The following is a 25,479-nucleotide window of genomic DNA, read 5'->3' on the forward strand; positions in this document are numbered from 1 at the left end:
GTGGCTATTCTCAGCAAGTCTCTCAGGGAAGCGCCGCCCCTTTAAGATAGCAAGGGGAGCACCGGCAAGTTCAGGCCATTGTAGCCATATCTTCAGGCAGTGGCGTCAAGCTTTTAAGCAGCGTATCAGCAGCACTCCGGGCGGCTGCGCCACTTTTATAGTGCCCTCGAACCATGGCATCACTGCGCTCTAGCCCGAATGCCACGGCAGTGTCATCTGAAGGATTGGGATCGTCTTTCTGTGCCTGTGTTTTCAGCGACAAAATCTGGGCAGCTTTCAGGTATGACTTCAGGTTTTCCTGTGAGGAGTCCGTGATGATTGCAGCCAGCACCAGTGCCTCAGTGCTCATTTCTGATACCGGGCGGGATAATGCCTGTATTACCTTTTCCATCTTATCTTCCGGGATTTTGCCTGCTAATACAGTGGCCAGTTGATCATTCTTGACAAAATGCCGTTCCAGTTTGCCGGAATTAAGCAGAAATTCACCCCCTGCCTTGGTAAAAACGAAATGGTTAGGGGATTTGAGATAAATGGCAAAATAGGCCAGGTCCTGCGCCTTTCCAAACTTTCGATCCGTGATGAATTTCGGGAGTGGGCCTATATCGGTACCCGATGTCATCTGGTTCTTCAGGAGGATCAGTGCATCTTTAACGGGCTGTCTCAGGTCTTTCGGAAACCATTCTTCGACATGCTGTTCTACAAAACCCTGCCGTTCAACGCCCATACTAAAGGAACCGGAACGCTCGTTATTGTCTTTCCTTGAGTTTGCCCCCAGATCTTTTAGCAGATTTTCCAGAATGTGTTCTTCGTTTTGTATGCCTTCTGAGTCACCCCCTTTTTTTACGAAGGCGGAAATTTGATTTTGCAGACTTACGACTTGTTGGAGTATTTCAATGCTTCCCTGGTCGGCAAGATTGCACTGGGCCAGGGCAATGGACAGGAAATTCTCTTTATTCTCCCTGTCGCTTTCACTGTCGCGAAAAATGCCAAAACGGTCCACCAGTGCTTCGGTGAGTGCCTGTTGCGCCTCAGGGTTCTTGGATAACTCACTTTTTGCCGCGCTTAACCGGTCGGCAAAAGAGTCCTGAAGCTGTTTTAGTTCCGGGGGGACGAGGGGGGGGGAAGTTTGAACGTCGCTTGCGGTGCTGAACTCAGGTGGAATTAGGCTTGCGGGGATTTGGGTGGATTGTGGAATCATCGCAGGTGCTCCTTGAATTCATTGTATAAATTAGTGTGTAGGTATATCCGCATTCGTGGTAATGCCTTAATATGACCGGACAGATACTGATAAGTTCAACAAAATAGCCAATTCGAGCAACCAGCCACCACGGTCATAATCATTCCTCGCTAACCACACAACAGATGGCTAGGAGGCTGTCCGAGAATAGCGCCCGTAGCGAGGATGGCAGAAAATTGAGGATAAAAATTTCGTTTTGTGAGGTGAATAGCGGGGCTATTTGCCGAACAAAACGGAATTTTTAGACCAATTTTCTGCCACCGCAGTAGGGCAGTCTATTCTCGGACAGCCTCCTAGGTTCTCTACTGCCAATTGGCAAACAGCTGTAATAGAATATGAACGACAGAATAATGACAATAAAGTGTTAGGGAGTATGAGCCATGTCAGATCCGCAGAAGCATATACTGATCGAACAGCAGGAGGGTATCCTGACGATACGCTTCAACCGCACTGAGAAAAAGAATGCACTGACCACAGCGATGTACGCAGCCATTCTTGACGCACTGATCGCCGCTGATCAGGATGACAGTGTTAAAGTGATTCTCTTTGCTGCCCAGCCTGATATGTTCACTGCTGGCAATGACCTCAAGGACTTTCTGACCCGGGACACCTCTGAAGAACCGGCAGCCATAAAAATGCTACGCCAGCTCGCGGTACAGAAAAAGCCGATTGTGGCAGCAGCCAGCGGTATTGCCGTGGGTATCGGCGTGACGTTATTGCTCCATTGTGATTTGGTTTATGTGGGGGAAAACACCCGGCTGCGTTTGCCTTTTGTGAATCTCGCCGTGGTGCCGGAAGCCGCCTCCAGTTTGCTGTTGCCGGATATTATGGGACGACAGCGGGCTTCAGAGCTGCTGATGCTGGGTGATTTCTTTGATGCCCGGCGCGCCCATGAATATGGCATTGCCAATGCGGTAATAGCCAATGAAGAAGTCTTTGATTTTGCCCTGGCAAAAGCTAAAGAGCTGGCAGCAAAGCCCCGTGAAGCACTGTTGCTGACCAAACAGCTGATTACCCGGAACCGTCGCAGCGATGTTCAACAACGCATTGATGATGAAGCGATCGTCTTTGCTGAGCGAATGGTCTCCGAAGAAGCTCGACAGGTAATGGCGGCCTTTTTTTCCGGTAAGTCTTAGTCAGGTATACTGAGACAGTACGGTTATGGTTCTCACCTGACAGGGATTCTGGTTGCCATGGTATCGCCACTGGTAGCCAGCAGTGCGGGAGCTGCCAGTCATCACCATTCCACCTCCCAGGTAAACTGCGCAGCCATTTTGAGCAGCAGGATTTTCATTGGAATGCTCCGTAATACCCGATGACTCAAAATAGTCCTGCTATTATAACAAGCGAAATTTCTAATTCCCAAATGGTATGGCTCCTCATTCTATCTTGATCAAATGTCCAAAATAGCTATCAGGAATGCGGTATCATTAATTTCAAAGTGAACTAATGGAAAAATAGTTTATCTAAAATATGTTCTTACCTATAAAATTTCGGGAGCCTTAGTGTTTTGCCTGTTGATTCATCTATTAAGCCAATGACGGTGTTGGAAAAGTCGGTTCTGGCGAATGACACCTTATTAATCCGTGATATTAAAAGATCCAAATCACGCTATGTGATTGATGGTTTGTCGCATGTTGTTTTGCAACTCCCCAATAAAATTCGGGATCCACTGTTGCCCCCTTTGCCTTTATTAAAGTTAGAGCAACGGCACAGTGTAGGTCGAATAACGTATACAAATGATCCTGAACAGCAATTTGGGTCTATTGATCGAGTAATGACCTTGCTTCTGGATCAAAATGATAATGCTGCATTTAAATGTTACCTTGAACCAATGATGGCTGATAACGTTGATTTACCAACAACGGAAGGTAGTGGAGAGTCAGAGTGTCTGGATGCTTCTTCAGTAGTCACTGTGCTTGATGCCCTCTCTGCTCATGCCAATGTAAACGAGGTACGATGCTCAACCAGCCAGATACTGAAGAAGGGCAGCTATCTTGGGGTTTATCATCCAGATTTAGCAAATCATGACAAGACGAAACTTCATTACAGTGAGGGGCAATTCATCACATTATCCTCCGGTGAAGGTGTGATATTGGAGTATAAATTCTCTGATGAGGGTTTACCATACTGGGAAATAGTGGCTACCTATCAAAATAAAGATCTAACGGTTCAGATGAACCCTCTGCTCCAGGAGACACTTGATTTTAAAGATATAGCGATAAGTAATGGGCAATACCATCTTCCGGTCAGAGCGATTGAAGAACTCTCTGTGCTTAAAAGAAAACATGGAATCTGCCCTGCGGTCTTTAATTGTGGTCGTATCAGTGATAAAGGCGCGTTAAATGCGTTAAAAAAATACACTTCTGAACATCTTGAAAATGGCAGAGGACAGGCTGTTTTCAGTATGCTTGTTATTAATGATTCTGCTGCACACATGATTGCCGTCAGATTTATCCAGACAGGTAATAAAATTGTTGTTTATTTGCATGAAACAATACAGCCGAAAAGCTGTGTAGCTAAGGAGATAAGAAATTTTATCATTGCCGCGATATCAGATTCTGTACAAAATATTCGAGACAATAGCCTGTACTTTTTGACCACCCCAGCGTCTGGATATCTTCAGAAAGACTATAACAGCTGCTCAATAACAGCATTTAAGGTGTTGCTGTCCTTTGAAAAAGAACGCAATGGGCTTGACCCGTTTTTTATCCAGTTGGTGAGAGATTCTGATTCGGAAATTTCTCTGATTGATTATCAGGCATTCAATAAGGAAGGTGCAGGTAAATTCAGTAAGGAAGCAAAGGTGCTTCCGGTAAATATCAAAGTGGGTAGTCTGCCGTTAACATTATTACCTGCAGTTCTTCTGAAGTTTTATCAGGGTAGTCAGGCTCTTCTTTCTAATCAGCAAAAAAAAACCATTGTCAGTCATGCCAGAAAGTTAACATTGGAAGACTATTACCTGAGGTACAGGTTTTATGAAACGGAAACTAATAAGGTTTTTAATGTGGCCGCCTTTTGTAAAACCAATAAGTCTTTTGCCTTATGGAAAGATATGATCAGAAATTTCATACCTTTGTTTGTCAGGATTTTCAGGGCTGATTTTGATCGGATGAGAAAAAATGTGGTAAATCGATGGTTAAAGGATTCAATGTATTCAGATATAGAAATTAATGCCAATGATTTGAAAATGTTAAAGCGATACAAAAAATTCATCACCATGGAGGCAGATTTAAATACATGGTCTGAAGCGGCTGTTTTAAAGTGGCGAAATCAAAGCAGGGAGTTGACAGCTTGGTTAAAGCAGATAAGGCCCGTCACAACGACTATGAATAGGAATAAACTACTGTGGCGCTGGTGCCAGTTTTTAAATAATCATCTTGATCCCTGTTCCGATGTTGGAAGCTTGTGGGTTCGCAGGGATGTCGGCTATGTTATTGAACGGCTTGATGCCCGGTTGAAATTATTGCAAAAGACCGTGAGATCTGATTTTCCCTTTCACTTTGGTGAGAGGTTCTACAGAGAACCAGAGTCTCTGCCAGCAGAACCTGCGTCTGAGGGAGAGCCCATTGATATTGATAGAGGTGCTGGATGTTGCAACGTCAAGACTGAAGTCATGGAGTCTTTGATGGAGCCAGGACGTTTTAACAGGATTGTCATGACCTTTCCGAAGCCATTACTTTTGGCTTCTGCTGACAATGAAAGAGCATGCCATGATTCTGGCTCAAATACATCGCATCGCAAGGAAGAGTCGTTATTATCATCGGCTTCAGGGGAGTCCTGTGAAGAAGTCTCTGCTGCTATCGCTGATGTAACAAAAGCTTTCTCAGTGCGGGATTCAGGTGAGAAAATATCCTGTGATTCACCTTTGGCTATATCGAATTCCTGCAAATCAATGGACCTTGAATTACAATGTGATGAAAAGCTCACTGATGAACTCCTGTTTTCTCAAGACGATAGCCCACCTCATGCATCAACACTCGGTCAAAATTATTATTCAATAGTGGCAAAAGAGGCTGCTCGAAGTAGTAAAGTTCAAACTTCATCTGTTCTGAAAAGAAAGCAAGCAGCACTGGAAACGGGTTTTTCTGGCCCTCCCACAAAGAAACAACGATTGATGAGTGTTTCTATGCCTGTTTTGGATACTGCTGCAATGGATTTGGCAGAGCAGGCTAACTTAATCAGAAATGAAATTGAAAAGTATGAATTCAAGGTTGCAATCGAGATGCTTTCCATGGTGTTGCAGGGTATATGGACAATGGACGTATCAAGCAAAACGAAAGCCAGCAACAGGTTAAAGATTCTCAAAGAGGCCATAGAAAATATCTGCGGGATTTCCAACCGTCCAAATGAGCTTGATAGCTACCTGCAGCGCAATAATATTTTTGGTCTCCCCAGCTTGCATGATACACATAAAAGAGTCCTGATTATCGCTTTTACGCTTGATTATCTTTTGCAAATATTATCCGCAGCTGGCGAGGAAGTTGATAATGAACCGGTGGCTATTGTTACCAGGGCAAGGCTTTTTATTGCAAGGAATACCGGCAAAAACGGTAGTGGGGTTGTGGGAGAAAATAGATGCAATATAATAGCAGGCGAGTTTCCTGCCTTGATTGCAACAGCAAGTGTTTCTGAACCCTCTGAAAATAAAAGTGTCATGGAAAAGGTGCTTAGAATCAGAAAGGAGCTTCAAACAATTGGATATTTAATGATTAGTGAAAGAATAAATGCTGTTTTTTTCAAAGGGGAAGTACATGGGAGAGTAAACTTTCTTAAGTCGTTGATTGAAAAAGTCTGCTCTTTTTTGGGTAGAGAAGTTGGAAGCTATGATTTTCGGTGCCTACTGAGTTTAGAGAAAAGTATAGGCCCGGCTCAAAGGAGGTGGCTTAATCTTGCGACACTCCATGAATATTTATCATCTATATTGCCGGGGCACAGCCCTGATAAATCCTATACTTCTGTTCTGCTAACGGCTGAGAGCTATCTTAAGGAGCAGGCTAAAAATAGTACTTTCAATAACCTGCCCCAATTTAAGAGACTGTAAGCCTAACCCGGATATTTCATAAACTGCCCCGAATCTCGCGCAGGACTTTGTCGCTCTAAGGGATTTTGTGAGGGAGCGCCGTACCGGGGAGTACGGTCGACCGAACAAAACTCCCTTAGAGGGGCAAAGGACAAGCGAGAGCGGGAGCACGTTTATGAAATATCCGGGCTAACAGGGTTGAGACAAAGTGTTAAACCGGTATTAGCCTAAAGTCTAAGATGCTCATGTCCCCACATTTGTTACTGTCTGAGACTCAGGCAGTCCTCAGTGACTGAAGATAAGAAAAACAATAATACTTTCAGGAGCGTCTTTTCATGTCTGCTGATCCTTCCCGTGGTAATCATCAAAGTGCAGCTGCCGCCTATTGGCGGGAGAACATACGCATACTACTTTCCTTACTGGTGATCTGGTTCGCCGTTTCCTTTGGTTGCGGCATACTGTTCGTGGACCAGCTGGATCAAATCAGCTTTTTCGGCTTTCCATTGGGCTTCTGGTTTGCCCAGCAGGGTTCCATCTATACCTTTCTGGTTCTGATTTTTGTCTATATCGGGTTGATGAACCGTCTGGACCGAAAATACAACGTTCAGGAGGAAGAGTGAGATGGCGACTCAAACACTGATCTTCCTTTTTGTCGGGTTATCGTTTGCGCTCTATATCGGTATTGCTATCTGGTCCAGGGCTGGCTCAACCAAAGACTATTATGTGGCCGGTGGCGGCGTTCATCCCGTCGCCAATGGTATGGCAACCGCAGCGGACTGGATGTCGGCGGCCTCTTTTATTTCCATGGCCGGTATTATCTCCTTTATGGGGCGTGACGGGGCCATGTATCTGATGGGCTGGACCGGGGGATATGTATTGCTGGCCATGTGCCTTGCACCTTATCTGCGCAAATTTGGCCAGTTCACTGTGCCGGACTTTGTCGCTGAACGTTACTACAGCCAGACCGCCCGGGTGGTTGCTGTTATATGCGTTATCTTTATCTCCTTTACCTATGTTGCCGGACAGATGCGCGGCGTCGGTATTGTCTTCTCCCGTTACCTGGAGGTGGATATCAATATCGGGGTCATGATCGGGATGGGTATTGTCTTTGTTTACGCTGTGCTGGGGGGCATGAAAGGCATTACCTACACTCAGGTAGCGCAATACTGTGTGATGATTTTCGCCTATCTGGTGCCCGCGATCTTTATTTCCATGATGATTACCGGCAACCCGATTCCCCAGCTGGGCTTTGGCAGTGACGTTGAAGGCACCGGGCTCTCGGTGCTGGAGAAACTGAACGGCCTGTCTCAGGAACTAGGCTTTGCCCAGTATACCGATGGATCCAAGTCCACCATTGACGTGTTCTTTATCACCATGGCGCTGATGGTCGGTACTGCGGGTTTACCCCACGTTATCGTGCGTTTCTTCACCACCCCAACGGTGCGTGACGCCCGTAAATCGGCCGGTTATGCGCTGCTGTTTATTGCTGTGCTCTACACCACAGCGCCAGCGGTGGCCAGCTTTGCCCGTATCAATCTGCTGCAGACGGTTTCTGAAGCTGAATATGAGCAGCTGCCTGAGTGGTTTGCCAACTGGGAAAACTCTGGTTTGATGGCCTGGGTCGACAAAAACGACGATGGCAAAATTCAGTATCACCCCGGTGCTCCGATTGAAGGTAAACCGTCGTTTATTGACGCGCGGGGTGACAGTGGTGAACGACTTGTCAGCAATAACCAGACTGGCAACGCCAATGAACTGTATGTTGATCGCGACATTATGGTGCTGGCCAATCCTGAAATCGCCAACCTCCCCGGTTGGGTCATTGCACTGGTAGCGGCCGGAGGTCTGGCGGCGGCCCTTTCTACCGCAGCTGGCTTACTGCTGGTTATTTCCACCTCCATTTCCCATGACCTGCTGAAGCGGAATCTGATGCCCGGCATTACCGATAGGCAAGAATTGCTGGCGGCCCGTATTGCTGCCGCGGCTGCTATTGGTGTGGCCGGTCTGGCAGGCATCTACCCGCCAGGGTTTGTGGCCTCGGTGGTGGCTTTTGCCTTTGGCCTGGCGGCTTCTTCATTCTTCCCCGCGATTCTTCTGGGTATTTTCTACAAGCGGATGAACCGTGAAGGGGCGATTGCCGGTATGGTGACAGGCCTGCTGTTTACGGCTTCTTATATTATCTACTTCAAATTTCTGGGGGGCACTGCGGAACAGTGGTGGTTCGGCGTGTCACCAGAAGGCATTGGTACCCTGGGTATGTTGATCAACTTTGCGGTCTCCCTGGTGGTTTGCCATGCTACGGAGGCACCACCCAAAGCGGTGCAGGATATGGTGGATGATATTCGTATTCCCCGCCGTGGCGGGAAAGCATCAGAGCCCGTAGAGGAGGGTGAGACAGTTCGGGTATGAAGCCACTGAACCGATAAACAATCCAGAGCCGCTTTCCGTTGGAACGCGGCTTTTTTTCGATTCTTTGATCCTGGTCGCCTCTGTTGCAGTCAGCCGGTGTTATCGTACCCGATCTCATTTTCTTGCAATTTTTGTGTCGCACCTGATATTCATTTTCCCAAATACAGAACTTAAGTGCTTTATAGGTGTCTAAACTGCCAGTCGTTATATTCTGCCTATGGAGTAACCAGCGTGGTTTCAAGAACTATTTGTCTATCTCTGCTTTTGCTGTCGGCACTGGCCAATGCCGTGGATGATCACCATAAGTTGTTGTTAAGTATGAAGCACTATCTTGACGATGAGGTGGTTAAAGAGGTTAATTTCTACGGCACCGGGATTGATCCTAATGTAATGTCGAATGAGGAAGGCCAGTTCAAGCTGACGGTTGACGGGGTTGAAATAGATGCCGTGAATGACTCGACTTACTGGCGATTGAATAAACTGAGACGTTCATTCAGCTATGATACCTTTTCCCAGGGTATTCAGCAGCTTGAGCCAGGCTGGGCGATGTGCAAACTTGGTGGTCCGGCCAGTGGCATCATTTTGGAAACCCGTTATCTGACCTATCAGGACCATGACATTATTCATGATGAGATGAGGCCAGTTTATGACCGGCCATTAAATTGCCTCTATCAGCCCAGGTATCAGCCGGTGAATGACCATGCCCGGGAGGCTGCCCGAGGCGTATTGGAATCCTTGAGAACCATTGCTGAACTGAGCAATTAACCTATCAATGGAGCTTTTAACAGAGGCGATGTTATCGCCCCTGTTATATGAAATGGTGGTTATCTAAGACCGATAAGCACCTAAGGAATTGTCCCGAAATAATTTCCACACTTTGAACTCGATTTCCGTTCATCCTGAGCTTGTCGAAGGGTGATTGGCACAGTACATGAGGCCGGAGTGCACGCCCTTCGACAGGCTCAGGACGAACGTAGTTTTGAAACCCAGAAATGTGGAAATTATTTCAGGACCGCTCCTAAATGCTCCAGCTGAAGAAGAGTGATACAGCATCAAAATAATAAAACAATTGCTTCGCTAGCGATGTGCTAGCATTGGAAATGGATCGCATCGCTCAAGGAAGCAAAATTCATGGCCACCCTGACCATACGAAACCTGCCAGACGAACTGATAGAACGATTAAAAGCCAGTGCCAAAGCAGGCAACCGCTCCATGGAGCAAGAGGTTCGGGAACTGCTGGAAGCTCGCTATCAGAAAAAGTCTGACCTGATTAAAGCTATAAGAAATAGCTGGAAAGAGTTGCCGGAAACCTCAGCCAAAGACATAGAATCCTGGCGACATGAGGGGCGGCCATGACCCAGGCCGTTATCGATACGATGGTGTTTGCCTATGCTCTGTTTAATGAACCCGTGCATCGGCAGGAAGCTGTGGTCGTATTGGAAAAAGTCGAGCACATCCATGTACCTGATCTGTTCCGCTCTGAGTTCTGTAATGTTGCCTGGCAGTGGCTAACCCATCAGCAGCTGAGTCTTCAACAGGCAATACAGGCAATCGAAAGAGCCGAAGCCCTGATAACGTCGGTAACCAGTAGTGAGCAGTTATGGTTCAGAGCACTGGAAGTAGCCACGTATGCAAAACACCCGGGCTACGATGCGTTTTTTGTGGTATTGGCGGAAACGTTAGACTGCCCATTGGTCACTTGGGATAAAAAGCTGTTGCACAAATTTCCAGAGATAGCCGTTGAGCCTGGGACGCTGTTATAACCACGGTGGTTATTTAAGACCAATGACTACCGCCATTTCATCACCATCAGCCCAGGGTCTGCCGCGCAAATCACTGTAAGTGGCCTGAATTTCCAAACCGTGTTGCTCAAGCTCACTGCGCAGCATGTCCAGGGTAAAGTGCTGTAGCCAGTTATAGACCTTCCACTCCCGTTCTGCTTCACAGATAACATACTTGTCCAGGGTGACCAGTTCAGGTCTGTACAAGAAGGAAGACTGGATACACCTCCTGCGCACTCCAGAAACCGTTCATGGCGTTTCTGGCAAGTACCACGTCCTCGGTTTGTTTCTCAAACCGTGTAGAGGTATAGACATCCAGGGCAATCACCCCATTCGGCTTCAGTATCGACTTAAACTTATCCAGCAACCCGGAACGTTGTGACGGGTTCAGGGCACAGAAGTCACGCATCACTAATGTGATCAAATATAAAATCAAACGATCTGGAGGCAGCGTTGATATCCGGGTTTAGATGGTAGGCCATCATTTGTCTGGCAATATGAGGATCTGCCCACAACACTTCTGCTGTGTAAGATGACCACACAACAGGCTGAGCTGTTGCGTTATTGAGTTGTTTGAACATGTTGCTAGTCCCGACACTAATGAATCCATTACTTTGAATTTGTCATATTTTATCTATTTGCCTTTGTCGTTAAAGATTTAGATTGGGTTAATAAAGTGGTGAGGGCATGCAGATACTGGTCGGATGAGCTATTCCTGAGTTAGGTTTTTACAGCTACTGTAAAAACTATCAAACGATCTCCGATTTATAGCTGCCAAAGTTTACTGAATCTTGTCTAACCCAGGAGTGTGTTGTCTATGATGAATGGTGTTGCTACATCTGAAACCACCTGTTTACTCTGTGCCAGGCAAGCTGATTCCGCCAGCACCAGTGACGCAGTTGGCACATCTGCCGGACGCTCAATAGTCAAAACAGCTTGCCACCATACTTTCCATCTGGAATGTATACGTCGGCACCTGGACGGGCAGTCGGGGTTTCCTAAATTTCGAACCTGTGCTGTCTGTCCACAGGGTGCTTTACCGCTGGTGCAGGTAGCCGGGGACAGGTTAGCTCCAACCACCCGTTATTGTGAGTCCCCGGCACTGGTCGCCTGTTGCAACGGAGATTGGCAGGCCATACAGACTATTGTGGAGCAAGAACCGGACATGGTACGGCAACACTATTATTCTGCTCACACGTGCTGCAACACCGGGCTCTTGCACATCGCCGCCGAGCAAGGGGATGACCGTATACTGAATCTGTTGATCCGTAACCAGGCCGATATCAATGGAGTTGAGGGGTATCACGGTTCCACCCCTTTGCATTTGGCTGCCGACGGTGGCCACATCAGGTGTATGGATCTTCTGCTGGCAGCAGGGGCAAATCCAACGGTAACCGACCAGCACGGCGATACTCCCCTCCATAAAGCGGTCGATGCCGGGCACATTGATTCTTTGCCGCCATTAATTAATGGTGGAGCCAATATCAATGCCGTCAACAATCGCGGTTATGCACCCTTGCAAAAAGCCGTGTTTATGAAACAGATGGCGTGCCTGCTGTACCTGCTTTCCCGTGGAGCCGATGTTGATAACGGCGACGCCATGGGCTATTCGGCCGCATGTAATGCAGCCGGTTCTGGCTACCCGGAGTTTCTGGAACAATTGATCCACTTCAGGGCAGATATCAACAAAGCCGGGATATTTGGTCATACGCCCCTCCACCTTGCGACCGAAGAAGGGCATATCAACTGCATGCATATCCTGATCAACCATGGGGCAAAGATTGATGCAGCCAATGACCACGGTGATACGTCCCTGCACATGGCTGTGTGGAATAACAACATTGAAGCAGCACGACTGCTGAGCGAAAAAGGAGCCAGTATCAATATCACCGATCATGACGGTTGGGCACCAGTTCACATTGCCGCCTCAGAAGGCAATATTGAGATTCTGAAACACTTGCTGGAGCGCGGAGCAAACATCAGGCTGTTAACGAAAAATGGTTTGAGCCCGCTGGGTCTTTCTACCAATGAAGGGCACACCAACTGCGTGCAGTTTATGCACGCGGTATTTTCGATGACAAAAGACCCCGGGCGGTTAGGCGGTCTCCGTTAACGTGCCGTGATTGCTTTGGCTAGGAGGCTGACCGAGAATAGCGCCCGTAGCGAGGATGGCAGAAAATTGAGGATAAAAATTCGGTTTTGTGAGGTGAATAGCGGGGCTATTTGCCGAACAAAAGCGGATTTTTAGACCAATTTTCTGCCACCGCAGTAGGGCAGTCTATTCTCGGTCAGCCTCCTAGCGATGTATCACAGAAATTTACAGCCAGGTAAAAGATCGTGAATTCTACCTGGCAGGGTGGCAATGGAGTGATTTATGAAATTGATGTACAGCCATTCACGGCTTTTTGAAGAGCGCAGCGTATAGGGAGCTGATAATGCAGGTCACAGCAGCCAACAGATAAATTGAGAAAATCACGACCATCCATTCTGCCATGTTCAGGGTAAGCAGGGTCCAGTCGTCGGCACCGCAGAGTCCGGTGGGCATAAACATGGAGGGCCACCATTCATAGAGAGGCAGGTCGAAAGGGAAGGTCGGGCGGAAGCTGCAGCTGGAAGAAAACGGATTAAACTCGGCGTAGTCTGCCATTTGGGCAATGGCTTCCTTCAGCCCATACAGTGCACCAGCAATCCAGAGAGTGTAACCTGTGATCCTGAAAAACAGCTGGGTGGGGGAAATGATGATAACCAATGGCGCAAACATCAGCACCAGAACGGCGAGCCGCTGATAGACGCAGCGCTCACAGGGATCCATATGCAGAATATACTGAAAGCCCAGGGCGCACAGCTCCAGAAAGAGCGCGGTGGCAAACATAATAAGCCAGGTGACTCGTAAACGCTGCCAGCCGTGGACGGTTTGCAGTGGGCTGTCTTTCAAACGTTGAAAGAGGCTATTGGGGTTTTGTTCAGCAGCCAATGGTTGGATCCCTCTCGAAGTTACTTCTGGCTTTCCGGTTGGGTCACCGAAAAGCCATCAGCGCTGTGTTATACCAATTCCACCTTCTAAATATGAACTGCGCAGCCATTTTGAACAGCTGGATCTTCGTTGGAATTCCTCGCAATAGCCCTGCTATTACTCGTCATTCCGCCTTGTCCAGCTGTCCAAAATGACTTGCTCGATCTCATATTTAGAAGGCGGAATTGGTATTATTGTGTCTCTTCCGCTGGAAGTTTGGTCAGGTAGGTGATCAGTGCATTCAGCTCGTCATGGGACTTCAAGCTGCCCATATTGATCAGGTAACGGTTATTCACCATAAAGCCGGGAACGGCATGAACGTGTTCGCCATATTGATTCCAGTCCAGCACTGTTCTCATCACTAACAGGTTATTCTGGTTCGCCTCGAAGTCAGACTGTTTCAGTCCAGCCTTTTCCAGGGTCTGGAAGAATTCCGCATCGTTTCGCCAGTCGCCCTTGCGCTCTACATGAAGGCGACTGAAAAGAGCCTGTTTGACGGCGTTATGGCGCGGTGTACCCTGGGTCATGGCCAATGCCAGGGTGGCCTGTTTGGCATAGGCACCCATAAAGTTCATATGCGCCTGTTTGAACCCAATGCCCTGCTGACTCAGCCAGCTCTTCAGGGTAATCAGAGGTCCTTTCTCCCACTGATAGCAGCCTCCGCAGTAAATAGAAAACAGCTCGGTCACGGTTGGCCTGTTAGAAGGGGCAAGCCCTTTAACGACTTTGTAATGGGGACCTTCCTGAAACCGGCTGGTATTTTCAACGCTGTCCGTCGCTTTGGCAAAAGCCATCATCGGAAATGCAAACATAAGTACCAATAACAACTTTCTCATCGGTATTATTTTCCTGTAGTCCTGTTGAATGGTGTGAATATCGAGAGGTTATCATTGTCCAAACCTCAGTGTCTGATAAATATGCTGGTTATTTGTCAGCCTTGACTGCTTCCCTTGCCACTTTTGCTGCCTCCATGGCCTGCAGCTGGGTTGTAATCATTTCTGGTGTTTCCAGGGTAATACGACCGAGTTGGCCATCCCGGAACTCATTGATCAGAATTTCGGCAACCTTATGGGTATCGGCAATACCGCCCCTGCGCATACAGCCACGCCGCTGACCGATCCTGTCAAACAGCTCAATGCCGGTTTGCGGAATGTCCTTAAGCTGGTAACGCTGCAAGAGCGCATCCGGATAATGCTGCATCATAAACTCGGCCAGGTACATGGCAACGTCTTCAAACTCAATAACCGTGTTTTTGATGGCTCCGCTGATGGCCAGACGGTAGCCGCAATCTTCCGGCTCAAGCTTGGGCCAGAGGAAGCCGGGGGTGTCCAGCAAGACAATATTATTGGGCAGTTTGATTCTCTGCTGCTGCTTGGTGACCGCCGGCTCATTGCCGGTTTTGGCAACTGTGCGACTGGCCAGAATATTGATGGTGGTGGATTTGCCCACATTGGGGATACCAAGGATGATGGCCTTCAGCTGGCTGACCTCCAGATTTCGCTCAGGAACCATAGCGGGTGCCATATCCAGAATGCTGCGAATTTTGTCCGGTTGCTTCAGATTGACGGCAATGGCCTTCATGCCGGAAGTACGGTTGATATGGTCTACCCATTGTTGGGTGACCGCCGGATCAGCCAGATCACTCTTGTTGAGAATCTTGATGCAGGGTGTGTCTTTACGCAGGGAGGCAACCATCGGGTTCTCGCTGCTGAAGGGAAGCCGCGCGTCCAGCACCTCGATAATAAGATCCATCTTTGGTATCACTTCACGGATCTCTTTTTTGGCCTTGTGCATATGGCCGGGATACCAGTTTATTGCCATTGTTGGATCTATCTTGCCTGAATGAAAACGAGTTATTTTACTATGTATCGGATGCACCACAAACCACCAATTTGAAAAGATTAAAAGGTAGCGGCTGACCTGTTATGGTGGTGATGCGCCAGGCAATGGCAAGAGCGCATGCAGGGCAGTAGGGACGTGAAATAGAACGTTGTGTCAGCCGAACCTGGTAACTGTTTTGATCATCAGCCTCCTGGTACATGGTTTCAATGAGTTTGACGGGTTGTCGTGCCTCCGCACTCCGTTCGTCCTGAGCCTGTCGAAGGGCGAAAACTCCGAACTCTGATAGATCGTGCCAAGCACCCTTCGACTCCGCTCAGGGTGAACGGAGATTGTACACGTCAAACTCATTGAAACAATGTACTAGTAAATGGCACCAACACTCTGAATTCCTTTACTATCCCGCAAATAATAGGCGATCCATTTCAGTGCTCTTTTTTGCAGTGACCTGAGCGGTCTTCCTGCAATTTCCTCTGCTTCCTCAATCACTTCAAGGTAGCTTTTGCCCAGAAACTGCATCTGATAAGTGCCAATGACCATGCCTGTCCGGTCACTGCCAGCCTGACAGTGAACAAAAATGGCGGCAGGCCTGCTGTACTCCTGATTAAGTAATTTGTTGAGCTTGTCTACCAGTTTGTATACATCACCAATAAAGGGAAGTTTGAGCATGATGTGGAGAACTGACGTCGGGTAATAGTCGGGATTGGAAGCAGCACCATAAACCGGATGGTGGATCAGCTGCATCAAGTCCGGGTTGATTTGGGCAAACATCTGTTCCTGTTTCAGTAAATGACGTTCACCGAGCTTGCTGATCAACGAAAAATCATAAATATAAATGTTTTCGGGAAGGGGGGTATGGAGCTGTTCAATACTTCTCCGGTTCATGGTGTCAATAAGCTTTTGATAGGCAAACCGGCCTTTGATAACGGGCATATTGCCCCGGAACAGGTAGTTTCCGGACACAGGATTATAGTCAATCAGCCGGAGTTTCCGGGGGGAGAATGCCACTTCTTTTGGCTTGGGCCGGGAGTCTGCCGACGATAAATCGTTGGCTACAGGGCGTTGTGAGGCGGTGTTGCCCACCGTGGCAAACGAGAGCAGAACCAGTATTGAGATAAGCCGTCTGATAATAGTCATGATGTATTACATATTATGTGGAATCATAATATCAGACTGTTTTCTGCTCTGAGAGTTGCAAAGAGTTTTTGGAATCTATTCCCGTCAGCCTCCTGGTACATGGTTTCAATGTATTTGATGGGTTCCCTCTATCAATGACGCCCAAACTCCGTTCGTCCTGAGCGAAGTCGAAGGGCGTAAATACCATACTCTGAATAAAGACCGTGCCAATCACCCTTCGACTCCGCTCAGGGTGAACGAAGATTATACGTCTCAACCTTATTATTGAAGAGATGTACTAGGCAAGCGTTGATATCCATACCGTTCACACTGAGCGCTGTCGAAGTGCGGTGCTCCCATCCTTCGACTCCGCTCAGGGTGAACGGGGTGTAGGCGTATTAGCGCTTTCCTGCACCAGACGTTTTCCCAGGCTGATGACCTGGTCTGTCTGGTAACCCAGGGATTGATAGAAGGCCAAAACCTGTTGGTTGGCGCTGCGTACCTGCAGGTTGATCTTTGGGCATCCCAGCTTTGCCAGACGATTTTCCAACTTTTCCATCAGGGTTCTGCCCAGTCCATATTGTTGCCATTGGGGAGCGACGGCCAGATAGTTCACCCAGCCTCTATGGCCCTCGTAACCCCCCATAACCGATGCAACGATTTCATTTTCGATCAGGCCTACCAGGAAAAGGCCGTCATTGATGGCCACTTTTCGATCGATATCACGTTGTGGATTATTCTGTGGAGTGGTCAGACCACACTGCTGCCATAGCCTGATAACCGCTTCGGTATCTTGAGGTTTGAAGGCGCGAACAGTCATTCCGGGGTGGGCTTTATGCTGCTGCGCGTGCTCTGGTTTCGGGGTTGCTACGGGTAATCGGATTCTGGACATCCGGTAGCTGTTGACCAGTTGTCCATCGCGAAAGGCATCACATTTGCTTTCACCTTCTATCTCAAAACCGAAGCCCTGGTAGAGGCTGATAGCCCGGGAGTTGTCGGTATAAACGTCTAATTCGATCCGCACCAGGTTCAACCAGTTGTCGGCGAGTTCTACCATGGCCGACATGAGCTGTTTACCGATGCCTTGTCCCTGGGCATCCGGATGCACGGTAATAGCAAAACTTGCGCAGTGTTTGCGTCGTGGGTTGTCCTGTATTTGTAACCCGAGAAGGCCAAGGATTTGTCCTGAGGACTCGGCTACCAGCTGTATATGGTTCTTGTCGTCCATATTGAACAGATTGTGCCAATACGCCTGGGGGCGGTAAGGGATCTGGCTGGTCTGGCGGGTTACTCCCGGGTCGCGGAAAAACTCTCCAATAGCGTGCAAGTCAGGAGTTTCGGCGTGCCGGATAATGGTATCCATGTTTTATTCTCTGTAATTCAATAGCATTGACTTTAGGCTATATAACCAGACAGTTTCAAGATGCAGGTTTTACATGCTGAAAGTTGTTATTCTTGCTGCTTAACCCGGATATTTCATAAACTGCCCCGAATCTCACGCAGTATTTGTTGTTCCGGGTATATTTATTGCCTTTCAAAATGGATCAATTGGTTGACTAGAGTGATAAGTGGGATTTTAAAATTTAGACTATCATGAGATTTCTAAATATGATTTATAAAAAAAGGAAAGAATTTTTAAGATGTATTCGACTACAGCATCCAGTATTCATTCTACTGCGGCTTCATCTGGTTCTATCGAAGATCCATCCTTGTCTGATGAAATCTTATCATTCGAAAAAGCAAGCAAGTTTGGGAGAATAATTGTTAAAGCACCAGATGCTGTTTCACAATTAACCTTGGCAAAAGCTATTCAGGAAATTAAAAATTTACCTACTTCTGATTTTGTCAATAGTGGCAATAGAATACGACAGGTTGAACTTGTTGCTTCAGAATACACCAAGGTTTCACAGTATCCAACACAGGTAACATTTGATGCAGCTGGTAAACTTTCAGATACAGAAGCATTTGAAAAAAAATTTGCGCCCCATACAGATTCAATAAAGGCAATGTGTAAAGAGGCCTTGCAAACAATGGGGCAAAAACTTAACTGGAAGGATTTCTCTATTGGGGTTCGTTGTAATGTGCTCAGGTATCAATTTACCCCTGAACAAACACAGGTATGCAATATGGAATGGCATAAAGATGGATGTAATTTATCCATGACAACACTTTTATCGCCATATTATCAACACGGCAATGGTTTTACTGGTGGAGAATTGAGTTTTGCACAAAATTCCTTATTTTCTCCCGGAGTTCCTGTAGCGGGTACCATAAAAACACTTGAGTACAAAAAGCCGGGAGATGGCTTCATCTTTGATGGTTTGAAATCATTGCATAAAGTTGAAAACATGCATCTATTGCGTGAAATTAAGGATGGAGAAGAAATCGTAGAAAGACTGCTGCTTCTTTGTTTTGCCTGGCCATCTATAGGTGATGTAATCGCTCTATCAAAAGCGCTTGGTGAAGAAAATTTAGTCTGAGCACCTAATCCAAAATTCAGATATGAGTTATAAAACAGGTAGGCAATTTTAATATGTATTCAACCGCATCATCAAGTGCTGAGTCTACAGTGGCTTTCACTGATTCTTTTGAAGGTTCATCCTTATCTGATAATAAGGAATCAATAAAGGCGGGAAATAATTCTGGAAGAGTGATTGTTAAGGTAACAAATACTGTTTCAAAAACAACCTTGGCAAAAGCGTTTCAGGAAATTGATAGATTAGCTACAATCGATTTTGAAAACAAAGGAAATAAATTTCAGGATATCACAATCATTGATCCAGAAAAACATAATAAATATCTATTTCCATCAACAGTAACATTTGACGCATCTGGTAAACTTTCAGATACAGAGGTCTTTGATAAAAATTTTAAGCCGAATACAGATTCAATAAACAAAATGTGTAAAGAGGCCTTGCAAACAATGGGGCGCAAACTCCACTGGAGGAATTGTACTGTGGAGGCTTGGTGCTCTTTGATCAGGTACCCATTCACCAGTGAACAAACATTGATATGTAATATGCCATGGCATAGAGATAAATGTACTTTATCCATGACAACACTGTTATCTCCATATAATCAACACGATAATGGTTTTTGTGGTGGAGCATTGAGTTTTGCAAAAGATTCAAATGTTTCTAGTACTCTTCCTAGAAGTTCTTCTGGTATTCCTGAAAAATCTACCATAAAAACATTTGAATACAAAGAGCAAGGAGACGGCTTCATCTTTGATAATATTAACTCACTTCATAAAGTTAAAAAAATGTATGTATTGAATGAAAAGAAGCTTAAAGAACGCCCCGTGCAAAGATTGTTGCTTGTTTGCTTTACTAATCCATCTGAAGATGATGTAAGACATCTTTCAGTAGCGCTTGGTGAAGAAAATTTAGCTTTAGTTTAACTTAACTCCAAAACCAAGGGGTGTTGCAGGTTCAGCCTTCTGGATTTTTGTAAGGCTGGTATGGGCAGGTGGAGAATACAGTTTAAATTAACCGGCTGGCTACCGCCCGAATCATAGTTGTGTCAGGTGCCAACCAGTTGAACTTAATTGCTTGCAAATTAATTTTTAGGGCGTGCTGGGAGTTTTTAAAATTTAGACTATATTGAAATTGCTTGATTTTATAGTGGACGATTAGCCAGCTTATTTAATCTCCTGACCTGAAAGATTACAGCCATTTGGATAATTTCTCTTTGTTCAATGGTGTCAGTTATCTTAACCCCTCGCAGTGAAAATTATTAAACACACTGTCAGATCATTCCACCTTAAAATCTAAATATGATATTTTAAGATAGTAAGGAATTTTTATATGTATTCAGCTAAACCATTTCAAGAAAATTTAATTGCAGCTAATATAGCTAATGCTGATTATGTTGAAGAGATATTAATGTCTCAAAAGGTAACAGAATCTGAAAGAAAGAATTATGCTGGAAAAATAATTATTAAAGTGCCTAATGCTGTTTCAAAATTAGCCATGGAAAAAGCACATCAGGAAATTGATAGTTTGCCTACCTGTAAGTTCCTTAACAATGGAAATCAAATGCAGCGAGTCAACATTAGAGCTGAAAATGTGAACCGTGTATTTTCAACAGTAACATTTGATGAAAATGGTAAGCTTTCAGGTACAGAGGGCTTTGACCAAAATTTTGCGCCACATACAGAGTCAATAAATGAAATGTGTAAAGAGGCCTTACAATCCATGGGGCGCCAACTCAATTGGAAGAATTTTACTGTGAAGGTTCATTGTGGAGTGCTCAGGTATATATTTACCCCGGCACAACAAGAGATATGTAATATGCCCTGGCATAAAGATGCCTCTTCTTTAAGCATGACAACTCTTTTATCCCCCTATATCCAACAAAACAATGGTTTTTCTGGTGGAGCATTAAGTTTTGCAGAAGAATCAGATACTAAGTGCGTTCCTGTAGGAAAAACCATAAAAACAGTTGAATACGAAAAACCTGGCGATAGCATCATCTTTAATGGACTCCATAAAGTTGAAGATATGCACGTATCAGATGTAGATGAGCTTACCAAACGTCCGGTAGAAAGAAGGTTGCTTACCTGCTGTGCTGAGCTCACTGAAGATTATGTAAGAAACCTTATAGCAACGCTTGGTGAAGAAAATTTAGCTTGAGTATCCAAGGCCAAATCAGGGGTTGCTGCAAATGCAGTTTCCTGAATTTGTTAAAAACACTCTAAAAAATGGCTCAATCCCTAGCCCGGATATTTCATAAACGTGCTCCCGCTCTCGCTTGTCCTTTGCCGCTCTAAGGGAGTTTTGTTCAGTCGACCGTACTCCCCGGTACGGCGCTCCCTCACAAAATCCCTTAGAGCGACAAAGTCCGGCGCGAGATTCGGGGCAGTTTATGAAATATCCGGGCTAGGAGGCTGGCTTTTGGTGCTTTTCTTTCTCTGCCTGCTCAATACTTTGGTAACCAGACCAGACCCTGAGAGCGGCGGTTAAAATGCATATAACGGCAAAACCCAGGGCAAGTTGTGGAAAATAACCGGGCAGCAGACAAAAAAGCACAAACAGCGCAATGGTTTCTGTACCCTCGGCCAGACCACCCAGGTAATACAGGGATTTGTGTTTGAAGCGCGGGTCTGACAGCTGATGTTTCTCAGCCATGATGGCATAAGCGAGAAAGCTGGCTCCGGTGCCCATAAAGGAGAAAATCAGGACGCACGCTGCCACCGCATTGTGTGCCGGTGACGCCAGGGCAAAGCCCATGACAATGGCCGAATAAAAAATAAAATCCAGGGTAATATCCAGAAACCCGCCAGCATCTGAGGGGTTGCCCAGTCTGGCCAGTGCTCCATCAAGACCATCCAGTATCCGGTTACCCAGAATCATCACTAAAGCCAGTGAGTAGAGCTCAAAGGCCAGCAATGGGACTGCCAGCATGCCCATCATAAAACCGGCAACGGTGACCTGGTCCGGTGTGATGCCACGATGCTTTAACTGCAACGCAGCCAATCTCAACGGTGGCTGAATAAGTGCGGTTGTCCATTTATCGATCATGTAATATCAGAAGGCAGTGTTGATGAACGGTAAGTAGTTAACCAAATGAAATCGTATTTTCTGACTAAGTGGGCAGTCACTCTGCGGCGTTACAACTCCGGTCACATAGCTACGGCTATGCTCCCTACGTTGTGCCTTGCATAGTAACTGCCCACTTAGCCAGAAAATACGATTCCATTTGGCCAACTACTTAAAAGTGCATCATACCGCTGGCTTTTTTCTGTGCCAAACTGCTTCTTTAGATGTTTGGCCAGGACTGAATTTTGGGTGTGGCGAAAGTTTGCCGGTTTGTTTGTTATGTTTTTTCGGCTTGTGTATAGTCCCGCTGTTAATCCGGATATTTCATAAACTGCCCCGAATCTCGCGTACGACCACATGGATGTGGGAGATAGGGCGACGCAGGATGCCAAAGCCGAGGACTTTGTCGCTCTAAGGGATTTTGTGAGGGAGCGCCGTACCGGGGAGTACGGTCGACTGAACAAAATTCCCTTAGAGCGGCAAAGGACAAGCGAGAGCGGGAGCATGTTTATGAAATATCCGGGTTAAGTTCTTCAGAATAAGGCGCATCCTTTTAATAGGTGCTGTTGAAGGAAGGTTGCAGGCTCATTGGCTCTTAACTATTTAATGGGCCCGAGTCATGGTCAGGAAAAGGTGGATAGCTTTGCATCCCGACAGTAGCAAACTCAGGGTTATACGCCATGACCCGAAACGAGATCAGTTAATTCGAATTTTTCTATTGGTATTTATTGCTTTGCTGGGTGGTTTTGCCTATTGGTATGGTGGAAATCATGCAGGCCAGAATCTGAACCAGCTTCGGCAACAGCATACCACTCTGGAGAACAGGGCCAGAGTATTGCAGGAAGAGAACAGAGAGCTCCGGCAGCGAGTGGGCATTCTGGAAAGTGCCAGCAAAATGGATCGTGAAGCGGTCAATAATGTTCGCCTGTTAGTAAAGAAGCTTGAGGAAGAGAAAGAGCTGCTGCATAAAGAGCTGACTTTTTTCAAAAGCATCCTGGCTCCGGAAGACATGTCTACCGGTGTGCGGGTGGCGGGCTTCAGTTTACTTCGGGGGAATGAATCCGGTCAGTACCGTCTTCGACTGGTGATTTCCCAGGTGGCGAGAAGCAACCCGTTTTTGAAAGGAACACTATCGGTATCCCTGATTGGCGAGAAAGATGGCAAAGCACAGACCATACCGCTGCAGAAGCTGATCGCGTCGGATCAGGCTGTCGCAGGTTTGGGGTTTCGCTATTTTCAGGCTCTGCCCAGTGACAGAGAGTACTTTGACTTCACTGTACCGGAAGGTTTTCAGCCGACAGAGGTCAAGGTTATGGTGCGGATCACCAGCGGAATCAAACAGAGTTTTGAACAAATTTATCAATGGGATAAGGAGCTGTTAGCGGATGTTCGGCAAGAGCAAAACAGCGGGTAACGTCGCGAAACATGGCAGTACGACGCTCATATCGTCAGAAACAATCATTACCGGCGATATTCACTTTTCCGGTTCCGTGCATATTGAAGGGCGTGTTAAAGGTAATGTGTCAGCTGATCAGGGCATGTTAACCATTGCCCATAATGGCAGTGTGGAAGGTGATGTTCGTGTCCAGCGTGTGGTGGTCGATGGCCATGTTCGTGGCAATGTTTTTGCCGAAGAACATCTGGAGCTTGCTTCCAGGGCCGTGATTACCGGTAATGTGTTTTACAACGTGATAGAAATGACCATAGGGTCTCAGGTTAATGGCAGTCTTGAGCATCACTCGAATGGTGTGCCAGCCGGACCTCAGCCTCTGCTGGAGCGTGCTGACCAGGAGATGCCTGCAGCGGAAGTGATTGAAACGGTGGATAGTTGACTGTAACAGTTGGTTACTCCGATAATAGCCCGCTAATGAGTAAATGACGGGTCGCTGCCTTAACGGGTTATCAGTAGGTGATGGCCATGAGCCTGGGCGGCGGCACGGGAGGGTCAATGAGCGTAGTAGAAACAGTGATACCGGAGCCAATCAGTGTTACGGAAGCTGCTGCCCGCAGGGTAAGTGAATTGCTGGCAGATGAGACCGAAGAAAATCAAAGGCTCCGGGTATATGTCACCGGTGGCGGCTGTTCCGGTTTTCAGTACGGCTTCACGTTTGACAGTAATCTTGCTGATGATGACACCCTGATTACCAGAGATGGCGCAGCCATTGTGGTTGATTTCCTTAGTTACCAGTACCTGGTGGGCGCGGAGATTGACTATGAAGAGGGGCTGGAAGGCTCTCGCTTTCTGGTTAAAAACCCCAATGCCAAGTCGACCTGCGGCTGTGGGTCCTCGTTCTCGATATGAACGAATAGCCTGAAACGCTTTAGGGCTTTTGAGAATCACAAAGATCACGCCGGTCACAGAGGAAACCTTCTGATGTGTCCTGCGTGATCTGTGTGTTTTACCGATCGTACAAAAGGGGCTTATACCAGCTGATCCATAGAGACTTTAAGGGTGTTTGACGATTGTCGAATGCCCGCCAGTTCTTCCTCATCCAACTTAGGGGCAATAATACTCTCCACGCCGTCACTGCCAATAACGGTTGGCAGGCTAAGACAGATATCGCTAATGCCGTATTCTCCATTCAGCCGGACCGTGACCGGAAGAACACTGCGCTGATTATTGAGTACCATGCGAATGATAAAGGCAATAACCAGACCAATCGCCCAGTTGGTGTAGCCTTTGTTGGCAATGATCTCGTAAGCGGCTTTTCTGACCCTGGTGACAATACCTGCCAGGGCTTCGGGATCGTATTCACGACCATTAATCGTATTGCCTTTGATGCCAAGCCCGGCAATGGTGGCGGAACTCCAGACCGGTACTTCAGAGTCACCATGTTCCCCGAGAATATAAGCGTGAATGGACTGGGGTGAGACATCATAGTAGTTGGCCAGCAGGGTTCGAAAGCGGGAGGTATCCAGCAGGGTTCCGGTGCCAATCACCAGGTTATTGGGACGATGACTCAGGCTTTGCATGGCATGGGTAAGAATATCCACTGGGTTGCTGGCAATCAGCAACAAGGCTTGGGGTGCATGCTGGTCAAGCTCTCTGGCGATGGCTTCAAACACTTTGATGTTTCGCTGCAGCAGATGCAGGCGACTCTCATCGGGGCTGGATTGACTGACACCGGCGCAGATAACGATGATGCCTGCCCCCTCCAAACTGGCAAAGTCACCGGCGGTGACCTCGCAGCGTCCCACCAGTGGCTGGCCATGCATCAGGTCCAGTGCTTCGCCATGGGCTCTCTCCTGGTTCTTATCCACAAGAATAATTTGATTGGCCAGCTTTTGTTGGAACAGGGAGTAGGCGGCCGCCATGCCAACAAAGCCAGTGCCGATAATGCCAATTTTATTCGTATTCATGGTGAGTGCCTGCGTCTTTGAAGTATGCCCTGGCAACAATAAGCTGAAATATGTGCATACCTCAAGAAAGTGGCTCTTCAGGGATAACTGTGGGTAGAAATCAACAAATTTGAAAAAAAAAGCACCAGCGGCTGATTTCAGGTATGTTTTTATTTGCAGAC

The 25,479-nt window shown here is 46.9% G+C and carries 24 protein-coding genes; 14 read left to right on the forward strand and 10 right to left on the reverse strand.

What is annotated here, in order from left to right:
- Positions 1-70 precede the first annotated feature (70 nt).
- Positions 71-1,198 carry a hypothetical protein gene (locus ACO6VE_RS17710; protein WP_422462609.1) on the reverse strand — a complete coding sequence of 376 codons (1,128 nt, stop codon included), beginning with the start codon at positions 1,196-1,198 and terminating at the stop codon, positions 71-73.
- Between the two features lie 419 nt (positions 1,199-1,617).
- Between ACO6VE_RS17710 and ACO6VE_RS17715 the strand changes: the two genes are divergently transcribed.
- The 7 genes from ACO6VE_RS17715 (at position 1,618) to ACO6VE_RS17745 (ending at position 10,432) form a co-directional block, all read left to right on the forward strand.
- On the forward strand, positions 1,618-2,373 hold the full coding sequence (locus ACO6VE_RS17715; protein ID WP_422462611.1) for an enoyl-CoA hydratase-related protein: 756 nt from the start codon (positions 1,618-1,620) through the stop codon (positions 2,371-2,373).
- Between the two features lie 374 nt (positions 2,374-2,747).
- A complete protein-coding gene (locus ACO6VE_RS17720) occupies positions 2,748-6,281 on the forward strand; it encodes a hypothetical protein (RefSeq protein WP_422462612.1) in 3,534 nt (1,177 codons plus the stop codon).
- Positions 6,282-6,595: 314 nt separating this feature from the next.
- Positions 6,596-6,880 carry a DUF4212 domain-containing protein gene (locus ACO6VE_RS17725; protein WP_422450348.1) on the forward strand — a complete coding sequence of 95 codons (285 nt, stop codon included), beginning with the start codon at positions 6,596-6,598 and terminating at the stop codon, positions 6,878-6,880.
- A gap of 1 nt (position 6,881) precedes the next feature.
- Positions 6,882-8,669 (forward strand): sodium:solute symporter family protein, encoded by a 1,788-nt coding sequence (locus tag ACO6VE_RS17730; protein WP_422462614.1) that lies wholly within the window; start codon positions 6,882-6,884, stop codon positions 8,667-8,669.
- A gap of 231 nt (positions 8,670-8,900) precedes the next feature.
- Positions 8,901-9,434 carry a hypothetical protein gene (locus ACO6VE_RS17735; protein ID WP_422462616.1) on the forward strand — a complete coding sequence of 178 codons (534 nt, stop codon included), beginning with the start codon at positions 8,901-8,903 and terminating at the stop codon, positions 9,432-9,434.
- Between the two features lie 366 nt (positions 9,435-9,800).
- Positions 9,801-10,025, forward strand: coding sequence for a FitA-like ribbon-helix-helix domain-containing protein (locus tag ACO6VE_RS17740; protein ID WP_422462618.1), 225 nt, complete (start codon positions 9,801-9,803; stop codon positions 10,023-10,025).
- Positions 10,022-10,432 (forward strand): type II toxin-antitoxin system VapC family toxin, encoded by a 411-nt coding sequence (locus tag ACO6VE_RS17745; protein WP_422462620.1) that lies wholly within the window; start codon positions 10,022-10,024, stop codon positions 10,430-10,432. Before ACO6VE_RS17740 ends, ACO6VE_RS17745 begins: the two co-directional genes overlap by 4 nt.
- Before the next feature lie 9 nt (positions 10,433-10,441).
- Here the strand turns inward: ACO6VE_RS17745 and ACO6VE_RS17750 are convergent, their stop codons facing one another.
- Positions 10,442-10,657, reverse strand: coding sequence for a hypothetical protein (locus ACO6VE_RS17750; protein ID WP_422462622.1), 216 nt, complete (start codon positions 10,655-10,657; stop codon positions 10,442-10,444).
- A gap of 194 nt (positions 10,658-10,851) precedes the next feature.
- Positions 10,852-11,031 carry a hypothetical protein gene (locus tag ACO6VE_RS17755; RefSeq protein WP_422462624.1) on the reverse strand — a complete coding sequence of 60 codons (180 nt, stop codon included), beginning with the start codon at positions 11,029-11,031 and terminating at the stop codon, positions 10,852-10,854.
- A gap of 236 nt (positions 11,032-11,267) precedes the next feature.
- Here ACO6VE_RS17755 and ACO6VE_RS17760 point away from each other — a divergent pair, with 236 nt between their 5' ends.
- On the forward strand, positions 11,268-12,563 hold the full coding sequence (locus ACO6VE_RS17760) for an ankyrin repeat domain-containing protein (RefSeq protein WP_422462625.1): 1,296 nt from the start codon (positions 11,268-11,270) through the stop codon (positions 12,561-12,563).
- Positions 12,564-12,845: 282 nt separating this feature from the next.
- On the opposite strand, the gene ACO6VE_RS17765 is transcribed toward ACO6VE_RS17760, so the two are convergent.
- The 5 genes from ACO6VE_RS17765 to ACO6VE_RS17785 all read right to left on the reverse strand — a co-directional run bounded on the left by ACO6VE_RS17765 (position 12,846) and on the right by ACO6VE_RS17785 (position 17,781).
- Positions 12,846-13,424 carry a disulfide bond formation protein B gene (locus ACO6VE_RS17765; protein ID WP_422462626.1) on the reverse strand — a complete coding sequence of 193 codons (579 nt, stop codon included), beginning with the start codon at positions 13,422-13,424 and terminating at the stop codon, positions 12,846-12,848.
- Positions 13,425-13,654: 230 nt separating this feature from the next.
- Positions 13,655-14,299: a hypothetical protein gene (locus tag ACO6VE_RS17770; protein ID WP_422462628.1), complete on the reverse strand. Its 645-nt coding sequence runs from the start codon at positions 14,297-14,299 to the stop codon at positions 13,655-13,657.
- Between the two features lie 88 nt (positions 14,300-14,387).
- Positions 14,388-15,284, reverse strand: coding sequence for a ribosome biogenesis GTPase YlqF (gene ylqF / locus ACO6VE_RS17775; RefSeq protein WP_422462630.1), 897 nt, complete (start codon positions 15,282-15,284; stop codon positions 14,388-14,390).
- A 381-nt stretch (positions 15,285-15,665) separates the two neighbouring features.
- Positions 15,666-16,439 (reverse strand): hypothetical protein, encoded by a 774-nt coding sequence (locus ACO6VE_RS17780; protein WP_422462632.1) that lies wholly within the window; start codon positions 16,437-16,439, stop codon positions 15,666-15,668.
- 352 nt (positions 16,440-16,791) lie between these two features.
- The gene (locus ACO6VE_RS17785; RefSeq protein WP_422462634.1) at positions 16,792-17,781 is read right to left on the reverse strand and encodes a GNAT family acetyltransferase; all 990 of its coding nucleotides are present in this window, start codon (positions 17,779-17,781) and stop codon (positions 16,792-16,794) included.
- A 277-nt stretch (positions 17,782-18,058) separates the two neighbouring features.
- Here ACO6VE_RS17785 and ACO6VE_RS17790 point away from each other — a divergent pair, with 277 nt between their 5' ends.
- From ACO6VE_RS17790 to ACO6VE_RS17800, 3 genes are all read left to right on the forward strand, one after another.
- Positions 18,059-18,898 carry a hypothetical protein gene (locus tag ACO6VE_RS17790; protein WP_422462636.1) on the forward strand — a complete coding sequence of 280 codons (840 nt, stop codon included), beginning with the start codon at positions 18,059-18,061 and terminating at the stop codon, positions 18,896-18,898.
- Positions 18,899-18,951: 53 nt separating this feature from the next.
- Positions 18,952-19,818, forward strand: a complete 867-nt coding sequence (locus ACO6VE_RS17795) for a hypothetical protein (RefSeq protein ID WP_422462638.1) — start codon at positions 18,952-18,954, stop codon at positions 19,816-19,818.
- A gap of 406 nt (positions 19,819-20,224) precedes the next feature.
- Positions 20,225-21,052 carry a hypothetical protein gene (locus tag ACO6VE_RS17800; RefSeq protein WP_422450404.1) on the forward strand — a complete coding sequence of 276 codons (828 nt, stop codon included), beginning with the start codon at positions 20,225-20,227 and terminating at the stop codon, positions 21,050-21,052.
- A gap of 246 nt (positions 21,053-21,298) precedes the next feature.
- Here ACO6VE_RS17800 and ACO6VE_RS17805 read toward each other — a convergent pair whose 3' ends face one another.
- The gene (locus tag ACO6VE_RS17805) at positions 21,299-21,940 is read right to left on the reverse strand and encodes a CDP-alcohol phosphatidyltransferase family protein (RefSeq protein ID WP_422462640.1); all 642 of its coding nucleotides are present in this window, start codon (positions 21,938-21,940) and stop codon (positions 21,299-21,301) included.
- A gap of 661 nt (positions 21,941-22,601) precedes the next feature.
- Here ACO6VE_RS17805 and ACO6VE_RS17810 point away from each other — a divergent pair.
- The 3 genes from ACO6VE_RS17810 to erpA all read left to right on the forward strand — a co-directional run bounded on the left by ACO6VE_RS17810 (position 22,602) and on the right by erpA (position 24,260).
- Positions 22,602-23,372: a DUF6776 family protein gene (locus ACO6VE_RS17810; protein WP_422462642.1), complete on the forward strand. Its 771-nt coding sequence runs from the start codon at positions 22,602-22,604 to the stop codon at positions 23,370-23,372.
- Positions 23,344-23,790, forward strand: a complete 447-nt coding sequence (locus ACO6VE_RS17815; protein WP_422450407.1) for a bactofilin family protein — start codon at positions 23,344-23,346, stop codon at positions 23,788-23,790. The genes ACO6VE_RS17810 and ACO6VE_RS17815 overlap by 29 nt, the downstream gene beginning before the upstream one ends.
- A gap of 116 nt (positions 23,791-23,906) precedes the next feature.
- Positions 23,907-24,260, forward strand: coding sequence for an iron-sulfur cluster insertion protein ErpA (gene erpA / locus ACO6VE_RS17820; RefSeq protein ID WP_101747158.1), 354 nt, complete (start codon positions 23,907-23,909; stop codon positions 24,258-24,260).
- A gap of 119 nt (positions 24,261-24,379) precedes the next feature.
- Here erpA and ACO6VE_RS17825 read toward each other — a convergent pair.
- Positions 24,380-25,479, reverse strand: a 1,100-nt coding sequence (locus tag ACO6VE_RS17825; RefSeq protein WP_422462644.1) for an L-lactate dehydrogenase, incomplete at its 5' end; no start/stop codon positions are given.

The organism is Endozoicomonas sp. ALB115, from assembly GCF_049310245.1.
Classification (GTDB): Bacteria; Pseudomonadota; Gammaproteobacteria; order Pseudomonadales; family Endozoicomonadaceae; genus Endozoicomonas.

What these genes read in the sequence shown, in the direction of transcription:
- ACO6VE_RS17710 (WP_422462609.1), bottom strand. Translation starts at nt 1,198, where the DNA reads ATGATTCCACAATCCACCCAAATCCCCGCAAGCCTAATTCCACCTGAG.
- ACO6VE_RS17715 (WP_422462611.1), top strand. Translation starts at nt 1,618, where the DNA reads ATGTCAGATCCGCAGAAGCATATACTGATCGAACAGCAGGAGGGTATC.
- ACO6VE_RS17725 (WP_422450348.1), top strand. Translation starts at nt 6,596, where the DNA reads ATGTCTGCTGATCCTTCCCGTGGTAATCATCAAAGTGCAGCTGCCGCC.
- ACO6VE_RS17730 (WP_422462614.1), top strand. Translation starts at nt 6,882, where the DNA reads ATGGCGACTCAAACACTGATCTTCCTTTTTGTCGGGTTATCGTTTGCG.
- ACO6VE_RS17740 (WP_422462618.1), top strand. Translation starts at nt 9,801, where the DNA reads ATGGCCACCCTGACCATACGAAACCTGCCAGACGAACTGATAGAACGA.
- ACO6VE_RS17745 (WP_422462620.1), top strand. Translation starts at nt 10,022, where the DNA reads ATGACCCAGGCCGTTATCGATACGATGGTGTTTGCCTATGCTCTGTTT.
- ACO6VE_RS17755 (WP_422462624.1), bottom strand. Translation starts at nt 11,031, where the DNA reads ATGTTCAAACAACTCAATAACGCAACAGCTCAGCCTGTTGTGTGGTCA.
- ACO6VE_RS17760 (WP_422462625.1), top strand. Translation starts at nt 11,268, where the DNA reads ATGATGAATGGTGTTGCTACATCTGAAACCACCTGTTTACTCTGTGCC.
- ACO6VE_RS17770 (WP_422462628.1), bottom strand. Translation starts at nt 14,299, where the DNA reads ATGAGAAAGTTGTTATTGGTACTTATGTTTGCATTTCCGATGATGGCT.
- ylqF (WP_422462630.1), bottom strand. Translation starts at nt 15,284, where the DNA reads ATGGCAATAAACTGGTATCCCGGCCATATGCACAAGGCCAAAAAAGAG.
- ACO6VE_RS17780 (WP_422462632.1), bottom strand. Translation starts at nt 16,439, where the DNA reads ATGACTATTATCAGACGGCTTATCTCAATACTGGTTCTGCTCTCGTTT.
- ACO6VE_RS17785 (WP_422462634.1), bottom strand. Translation starts at nt 17,781, where the DNA reads ATGGATACCATTATCCGGCACGCCGAAACTCCTGACTTGCACGCTATT.
- ACO6VE_RS17790 (WP_422462636.1), top strand. Translation starts at nt 18,059, where the DNA reads ATGTATTCGACTACAGCATCCAGTATTCATTCTACTGCGGCTTCATCT.
- ACO6VE_RS17795 (WP_422462638.1), top strand. Translation starts at nt 18,952, where the DNA reads ATGTATTCAACCGCATCATCAAGTGCTGAGTCTACAGTGGCTTTCACT.
- ACO6VE_RS17800 (WP_422450404.1), top strand. Translation starts at nt 20,225, where the DNA reads ATGTATTCAGCTAAACCATTTCAAGAAAATTTAATTGCAGCTAATATA.
- ACO6VE_RS17805 (WP_422462640.1), bottom strand. Translation starts at nt 21,940, where the DNA reads ATGATCGATAAATGGACAACCGCACTTATTCAGCCACCGTTGAGATTG.
- ACO6VE_RS17815 (WP_422450407.1), top strand. Translation starts at nt 23,344, where the DNA reads ATGTTCGGCAAGAGCAAAACAGCGGGTAACGTCGCGAAACATGGCAGT.
- erpA (WP_101747158.1), top strand. Translation starts at nt 23,907, where the DNA reads ATGAGCGTAGTAGAAACAGTGATACCGGAGCCAATCAGTGTTACGGAA.